The organism is Pseudomonas sp. (assembly GCF_049590575.1).
GTDB lineage: Bacteria > Pseudomonadota > Gammaproteobacteria > Pseudomonadales > Pseudomonadaceae > Aquipseudomonas.
The window spans coordinates 1-1926 of record NZ_JBAWDE010000337.1; the positions used below are offsets into that span (position 1 = coordinate 1).

Consider the following 1926-nt stretch of genomic DNA (forward strand, 5'->3'; position numbering starts at 1 on the left):
ATCACGTTGGGAGACTTGCCCGAGGTCGAGATGGCGATGAACACGTCGCCCGACCGGCCGAGGCCCCGGACCTGGCGCTCGAACACGAAGTCGTAGCCATAGTCGTTGCCGACCGCGGTCAACACCGAGGTGTCGGTAGTCAACGCGAACGCGGCTAAACCCGGCCGGTCGAAATTGAACCGGCTGACCAGTTCCCCGGCCAGGTGCTGGGCGTCCGCGGCGCTGCCGCCGTTGCCGGCGAAAAGAATCTTGTGTCCGGCGCGAAGGGCGGCGCAGCAGGACTGCGCGATCTGCTCCACCGCGGCGGTAATCTGCTCGTCCGCCGCCAGAAGTTCCAGCGTCGCCAGCGATTTTGAGATTTCTTCCTGAATATATTGCTTCACTTCAGCCTCCATGCGAGCGCGCCGTGTTCGGTAAAGTGCACCGTCAACGGTTGCACGTTTTGACAGCGCAGCGCCCGGAACACGTCGGGACGCCGCGCCGGATCTACCACGAACATCATGAATCCCCCACCTCCGGCGCCGGAAACTTTGCCCGAATACGCGCCGCCGTCCATTGCCGCCTGATAGACGCGCTCCAGGTCCGGGTTGCTGACTCCGGTGGCGGTTTTCTTCTTGCTCAGCCAGCCCTGCTCCAGCACCTCCGCGAAACGGGGGATGTTGCCTTTGAGCAAGGCCTCCTTCATCGACACCGCCTCCTGCTTCAGCCGGTGGGTCGCATCGAGCGATTGTTGATCTCCCTGTTTGACGTTGGAGGCTTGCGCCTGGATGATGCCGTCGGAATCGCGCGGCATGCCGGTATTGCACACCACCAGCGATGCCTCCAGTTCATTCACGGTATTGCGGTTGATGCGCAGGGGATTCACCACCACGCGATCGCCGACGCCGAACTCCATAAAATTGAAGCCGCCAAAAGTCGCCGCGTACTGATCCTGCCGGCCGCCTACCATCTTCACGTCCAGCCGCTCGATCCGGTAAGCCAGTTGAGCTACGTCATACTCGCCCAAGGGCAACGCCAGAAGCTCCTTGAAAGCCTCCACCATGGCCACCACCAGAGTGGACGACGATCCCAGCCCGGAGCCCGCCGCGACGTCCGAATAGGTGGTCAGCGTGACCGGAAGCGCATGGCCGCCGTTGAAGTCCCGCATAATCCGGCAATACACGCTCTTGTGCAACGAGAGCGTTCCTTCCAGCGGCATATCGCAGGTGGGTTCCAGCTCGACGCATTCCTGGCGGTCCGCGGCGACAAAGCGAACCGGGCCTTGCTCGCGCAACTCCAGAACGGCGTACACAAACATATTGATGGTCGCATTCAGCACGTACCCGCCATGCTGGTCGCAGAACGGGGACAGATCCGATCCGCCGCCACCGAAGCCCAGGCGCAAGGGCGCACGCGCGCGAACAATCATCTAGGGCCGCGCCTTTTCAACACTGAGGATGGCATCCATCAGCTTGGGATAGCGGAGCCGGACGCCGCTGGCTGCGTCCCTAAGGTAAGGTCCTAACGGCGACGCCAGGATCGGACGCAGCAGCACCGCGCAATACACTACTACGATCACGGCGCCCACCACCACCATCTGCAGCGGGGACACCGGTGTCCAGGTTCTGGCCCACACGGCACAACCGGCCACTACCAAGGCGCAGCGCCAGCACCACGGCCAGAACGGCGCGAACATATGGTAGACGGAAAGTTGCAGCTCGCGCGACACAATCACCATGTTGGCGGGCAGCGTGGTCAGGCAAACGCCCGCAATGGATCCGGCGACGACGCCGATATACCCGAAGTGCTTGATTAGCAGCAGCATCGTGCTGGCGGTCACCAGGCCGTCCAGAAACGCGCAAATCGCCAACCTCTTCTCGTGGCCAAAGCAGAAAGCGGTGTAGCCGACCGTAAGAGTCCAGTGGCGCAGCAGCATGTTGAGCAGAA

The 1926-nt window shown here is 62.4% G+C and carries 3 protein-coding genes; all 3 read right to left on the minus strand.

Features of this window, described 5'->3' with window-relative positions; genetic code table 11:
• Positions 1–395: SIS domain-containing protein (locus WBR57_RS23315; RefSeq protein ID WP_424087048.1), on the minus strand; the 395-nt coding region annotated here is incomplete at its 3' end.
• On the minus strand, positions 380–1408 hold the full coding sequence (locus WBR57_RS23320) for a dehydrogenase (protein ID WP_424087050.1): 1029 nt from the start codon (positions 1406–1408) through the stop codon (positions 380–382). The genes WBR57_RS23320 and WBR57_RS23315, both read right to left, overlap by 16 nt.
• Positions 1409–1926: polysaccharide biosynthesis C-terminal domain-containing protein (locus WBR57_RS23325; protein WP_424087052.1), on the minus strand; the 518-nt coding region annotated here is incomplete at its 5' end.

Bases quoted from the DNA above. Each gene is read 5' to 3' on its own strand.
- WBR57_RS23320 (WP_424087050.1), bottom strand. From the start codon at position 1,408: ATGATTGTTCGCGCGCGTGCGCCCTTGCGCCTGGGCTTCGGTGGCGGC.